Raw genomic sequence first — 5,158 nt, forward strand, 5'->3', positions numbered from 1 at the left:
GGCGGCCTCAGTTGAACCCTGACCGACGCAGTTTCGAACTACAGGGCTGCAATTCAACAATCAGATACCACAAGCCCCCGCCGGCACCCGCGGCCCTCCGCCGTGCGTCACTCACCACTCACACGGGTGGCGCACCCACCCGCGCCGAACCACCCAACAAGACGAACCTTGCCCGAACCAGTTGCGTGGAAATCCGCGCTATAGGCCATGGATTTCCTCCGGATGGCGTTCTCAACGGACCCGCACACGGTAGCCGTTATCACTCCGTGATCAAAGTCGCCAAATCGTGATCATTGGAGCACGCCCGGCCAGATCCCGTCGACGAACGGTGGCCGAGTCGAGTCGGTGGGCCACCACGACACGTCCTGGCCCTCCAGCACCGACCAGGTGCCGAGTGCCGCTCCCCCGGCCACGAGGAACGCGACGGCCACCTGAGTTGCCAGCCCGGCCGGCACAGCAGCGCGGATCATCGTGCGCGACCCCCGCCGCACCGAGATGCCACCTGGCCCCCACCACGCGGTCAGCACGCCCAGAAACCAACCCACGGCCACCGGCACCGGATGCTCGACACCCATCGTGGTCTCGCTCAGCAGCCCGATGCCGTAGCTGGCCAGCACGGTCGCCGAGACGGCGAAGGCCAGGGGCAGCAGCAGGGCCAGGGCCGTGCTCAGCACCGCGGTCAGCAGGTGCCACGGTGCCCCAAGCATGGTCATCGGCAGGTCGCTGCCGCGTGGTCCGGTCCCGTGCCGCCGCAGCACCAGGCCGGTCATCGTGCGGTCCACCCATCGCCCGAGCACCGACCAGATCGCCAGCAGTCCCCAGGCCAGCAGCGGGGCGACCGTCGCGATCGCGACGAACAGCAACAACAGCGACAGCAGCGTGCCGGTGCGCATCGGTCGCCCGATCCGGGGGTCACCCCCTCGGGAGGGGTATGCCGTGCCGCCCGGGCCAGGGGGGTATGCCGTGCTCCCCGGGCCAGCCGGGTATGCCGTGCTCCCCGGGCCAGCCGGGTATGCCGTGCTCCCCGGGCCGGCGGGGTATGCCGTGCCGCCGCCGGGGGCCGGGCCTCGCCCACGATCGTCGAGGTAGGGCGCGGCCGGGGCCCACGACCGCTGCGGCGCTCTGCGCGGAGGGGCCGCCGGCTGCTGCCGGGTCGGGTCGACCATCGGCTGGACCCGGGTCGGGTCGGCCAGCGGGGAGCCCACGACCCACGGGGCGTCGGGCGTCTCCGGGGGCCGGTCCGCAGCGGCGGGCGCGACGGGCACCACGCGGGTCAGCTCGTCGGTCACCGGCCGGTGCTCGGCATACGCCTCCAGCGCCGCCATCACCTCCGACGCCGGCGGACGCTGCGACGGATCCGGCTGCAGCGCGGCGAGCAGCAGCGGCTGCAGCTGCGGGTCGACCCCGCTCAGCTGGGTGCGCCCACGGATCACCCGGTCCAGCACCACACTCATCGGCCCCCGCCCGAACGGCGGCTGCCCGCTCGCGGCGAACGACAGCGTCGCCGCCCACCCCCACCAGTCGGTGGCCTGCGTGACCGAGCCGCCCTCGACCACCTCGGGCGACAGGTAGCCGGGCGTGCCCATCACCATTCCTGTCATGGTCAGCCGGACGTCCTCGGAGACCTGCGCGATGCCGAAGTCGATCACCACCGGCTCGTCCCCCGCCATCAGCACGTTGCCCGGCTTGAGGTCACGGTGCACGATGCCGACCCCGTGGATCGCGCCCAGCGCCTCGGACAGCCCGCGGCCCAGGCGCACCAGCGCCTCGGCCGAGAGCGGTCCCTGCTCCGCGACGACCGCGTCCAACGGCGCGCCGGGCACGAACTCGGTCACGATGTAGGGCGCCGGTCCGTCCACGTCGGCGTCCAGCACCGAGGCGACACGCGGGTGGCTGACTCGCTCGAGGGTGGCCACCTCCCGGCGCAGCCGCTCCCGGGCGTGCTGGTCGTGCGCGATGTGTGGGCGCAGCACCTTGACCGCGACGTCGCTCCCGTCCCGGGTCCGCGACCGGTGCACCACACCCATGCCCCCCTCGCCGAGCTTGGCCCCCAGCAGGTAGCCGCCGGCATAGCGGGGCGCGCCGCCCGCGCCGGACAGTTCGGTGCTCACGGGTCCCACGGTATGCCGTTGCGGCTGGGAAATCGCTGGGCGTCGGTCCGGGTGGGCGGACCGGGGAGCGTGCTCGGTCCGCGGAGCCACCACCCCTGGCCTACAGTCGGGGCAACCCCAAGAAGGAGGGCGCTATGCCTGAGACAGGCGAGCGGACCGAGCTCATCGTGGCAGCCAACCGGCTGCCGGTGGACCGGGTGGTGGCCGAGGACGGCACCACCCAGTGGAAGACCAGCCCCGGTGGTCTGGTCACGGCCATGGAGTCGGTCATGCGCGACCGGGAGGGGACGTGGGTGGGCTGGGCCGGGGAGACCGGGGAGGCTCCTGAGCCGTTCACCGCCGAGAGCGGTCTGCAGCTGCACCCGGTCGCGCTGAGCGCCGCCGAGGTGCGCGACTACTACGAGGGCTTCAGCAACGACACGCTGTGGCCGATCTATCACGACGTCATTGTCGAGCCGACCTTCCACCGCCGCTGGTGGTCCGCCTACCGCACCGTCAACGAGAGGTTCGCGCAGACGGTGGCCGACGTCGCCTCCGAGGGGGCCACCGTCTGGGTGCACGACTACCAGCTGCAGCTGGTGCCTGCCCTGGTGCGCGACCTGCGTCCCGACCTGCGGATCGGGTGGTTCAACCACATCCCGTTCCCCCCGGTCGAGCTGTTCGCCCAGCTCCCCTGGCGCAAGCAGCTGCTGCGCGGGCTGCTGGGCGCCGACTTCCTGGGCTTCCAGCGCAGCGCTGACGCCGGCAACTTCGTCCGGGCCTGCCGGCAGCTGCTCGACGCCACCAGCAAGGGCGACGTGGTGCTCTGGCAGGGCGCCGACGACGGCCACCTCGGTGCCGACGCCCGGATGGTGCGGGCGGCCGCGGTGCCGATCTCCATCGACTTCGCGGGTCTGGAGAATCTGGCCAAGACCCCCGAGGTGCGGGCCCGCGCCAAGGAGATCCGCCGCGAGCTCGGCGACCCGGAGACGGTGCTGCTCGGGGTCGACCGGCTGGACTACACCAAGGGCATCCGGCACCGGCTCCGGGCAATCGGCGAGCTCTACGAGGACGGTGACATCGCTCCGCCTAAGGTGACCTCCCTGCAGGTGGCCACCCCGAGCCGCGAGCGGGTCGCGGCATACCGGCACCTGCGCAGCCAGGTGGAGGGCATGGTGGGCCGGATCAACGGCGAGTTCTCCTCCATCGGTGGGACAGCCGTGCACTACCTGCACCAGTCCTACGGCCGCGACGAGATGGCCGCGATGTTCCAGGCGGCCGACATCATGCTGGTCACCCCGATCCGCGACGGTATGAACCTCGTCGCCAAGGAGTACGTCACCTGCCGGCACGACAACGGCGGCGCCCTCGTGCTCAGCGAGTTCACCGGAGCCGCCCAGGAGCTGCGGGCGGCCTACTCGTGCAACCCGCACGACATCGTCGGGCTCAAGCAGACGATCCTTCGGGCCATGCGCGACGGGCCGGGCGAGAAGCGTAAGCGGATGCGAGCCCTGCGCCGCAAGGTCCGCACCGACAACGTGCAGGTCTGGGCCACCCGCTACCTTGAGGCTCTGGAGTTCGCCCCGGACAAGCCCACTCGGCACTGAACTGCGGCGGCCCGTCTGTCACTGGTCGACGAGGAGGCATTGTGGACGCGGCACTGCGCGCAGCACTGGATCGGCTGGCGACCCGGGATTCCGTGGTCGTCGGGGTCGACTTCGACGGCACCCTGGCGCCGCTGGGCGACCGCCCGATGGAGGTGCGTCCCGTGGCCGGGGCCCTGGAAGTGCTCGACGCGCTCGCGGATCTGCCCGGCGTGACGGTAGCGGTGGTGTCCGGCCGCGATCTCAGCTCGTTGCTGCAGCTCACCCGGGCCAGTCACCCCCTCGTGCTCATCGGCTCACACGGAGCGGAGTCCTCGATCGCCGATGCAGAGCACAGCCTCAGTGACGACGACACCAGCCGGCTGCGCGCCCTCGTCGACGACCTGAGCGAGCTGGTCGATCGTCACCCGGAGGCCCGACTGGAGCACAAGCCCTCGGCTGTCGTGCTGCATACCCGCGGAATGCCGGGCGACGCGGCGCGGGCCGTGACCACGGATGGCGAGCAGATCGCTGCCGAGCACGACGGCGTGCGCACCACCCCCGGCAAGAACGTGCTGGAGATGTCGGTCACGGAGGCCGGCAAGGGCGCCTCGCTGCTCGAGCTCGCCGACGAGCTCGGGGCCACGGCGATCCTCTACGCCGGCGACGACGTCACCGACGAGCGCGCCTTCGCCGAGCTGAGGTCCACCGACGTGACCATCAAGGTCGGCGAGGGAGAGACTCGCGCCCAGCACCGGGTCGCCGGCGAGCATGACGTCGTCGAGCTCCTGGAGCATCTTCTCCGGCAGCGCGCCGACCAGTGACCGACGCTGCGCCCTGAGCGGGCCCTAGCCCTGCGCCGCCCGTCCCACCGCGGCGGTCGAACGGCGCAGGATGAGCTCGGGGGCGAAGAGGTACTCCCGGTGGCGCACGTCCTCACCGGCGATCTCCTCGAGCATCGAGGTGACGGCGGCCTCGGCCATCCCCAGCACGTCCTGGCGGATCGTGGTCAGCGGCGGGTCGGTGAAGCCGACGAGCGGGAAGTCGTCGGAGCCGATGACCGACAGGTCGCGAGGGACGTCGAGTCCTGCCTGTCGCGCGGCCCGGATGACCCCCAGCGCCATCAGGTCGGACCCGCACACCACCGCCGTGACGCCCTGCTCGAACAGCTCGCGGGCGGCGGTGAAGCCACCCTCGATGCTGAACAACGTGGTCTGCACCAACGAGTCCAGCTCGGTCTGCGGCACGGCGCCCTGCATCGCCTCGCGGTAGCCCTCGATGCGCCGCTGCACGGGCACGTAGCGAGCCTGGCCGGTCGCGAAGCCGATCCGGGTGTGCCCGAGGTCGCGCAGGTGCTGCACCGCCAGGTGCATGGAGGTGCGGTCGTCGTGGGAGATGAAGTGCGCCGGCACGCCCGCCCGCCAGCCGTTGACCAGGACGATCGGCATCCGCTGCTCGCGCAGCGCGACATAGCGATCGATCGGA

At 71.7% G+C, this 5,158-nt stretch carries 4 protein-coding genes; 2 read left to right on the forward strand and 2 right to left on the reverse strand.

Annotated elements, in window-relative coordinates:
• Positions 1-290 precede the first annotated feature (290 nt).
• Positions 291-2,111: a protein kinase domain-containing protein gene (locus tag ACR2FV_RS17540; RefSeq protein WP_434016993.1), complete on the reverse strand. Its 1,821-nt coding sequence runs from the start codon at positions 2,109-2,111 to the stop codon at positions 291-293.
• Positions 2,112-2,245: 134 nt separating this feature from the next.
• Between ACR2FV_RS17540 and ACR2FV_RS17545 the strand changes: the two genes are divergently transcribed.
• Positions 2,246-3,697: an alpha,alpha-trehalose-phosphate synthase (UDP-forming) gene (locus ACR2FV_RS17545; RefSeq protein ID WP_434016994.1), complete on the forward strand. Its 1,452-nt coding sequence runs from the start codon at positions 2,246-2,248 to the stop codon at positions 3,695-3,697.
• A 41-nt stretch (positions 3,698-3,738) separates the two neighbouring features.
• Positions 3,739-4,497 carry a trehalose-phosphatase gene (gene otsB, locus ACR2FV_RS17550; RefSeq protein ID WP_434016995.1) on the forward strand — a complete coding sequence of 253 codons (759 nt, stop codon included), beginning with the start codon at positions 3,739-3,741 and terminating at the stop codon, positions 4,495-4,497.
• Between the two features lie 24 nt (positions 4,498-4,521).
• Here the strand turns inward: otsB and ACR2FV_RS17555 are convergent.
• Positions 4,522-5,158 (reverse strand): substrate-binding domain-containing protein (locus ACR2FV_RS17555; RefSeq protein ID WP_434016996.1); only part of this gene is annotated, 637 nt, incomplete at its 5' end.

Origin of the sequence: Ornithinimicrobium sp., assembly GCF_051004135.1 — a bacterium.
Taxonomy (GTDB): Bacteria; Actinomycetota; Actinomycetes; order Actinomycetales; family Dermatophilaceae; genus Ornithinicoccus.

Coding starts and splice junctions, on each gene's coding strand:
- ACR2FV_RS17545 (WP_434016994.1), top strand. CDS start 2,246: ATGCCTGAGACAGGCGAGCGGACCGAGCTCATCGTGGCAGCCAACCGG.